General features: G+C 71.3%; 1 pseudogene. It reads left to right on the forward strand.

What is annotated here, in order from left to right:
- A pseudogene (locus tag CCN33_RS32705) lies at window positions 1-334 on the forward strand (cell division protein); the annotation flags it as partial.

The raw sequence follows: 334 nt of genomic DNA on the forward strand, positions 1-334 counted from the left end.
GAGGGCCGGGGCGGCGGCGGCATCGAGCAGCAGCTCGACAAGCAGCTCTCCGGCAAGGACGGCAAGATCCGCTACGCCCAGTCCGGCGGCCGGGAGGTGCCCACCGCGGGTTCCACCGAGACGCCCGCCGTGCCCGGCAGCGACGTCGAGCTGACCATCGACCGCGACATCCAGTGGGCCGCGCAGAACGCGATCTCCGAGCAGGTGAAGAAGTCCAAGGCCGACCGCGGCTACGTCGTCGTCCAGGACACCGCCACCGGCCAGATCCTCGCCATGGCCAACTCGCCCGGCTTCGACCCCAACGACCTCTCCAGGGCGAACTCCGCCGCCATGG

It is taken from the genome of Streptomyces recifensis (assembly GCF_002154615.1).
Lineage (GTDB): Bacteria > Actinomycetota > Actinomycetes > Streptomycetales > Streptomycetaceae > Streptomyces > Streptomyces griseoluteus.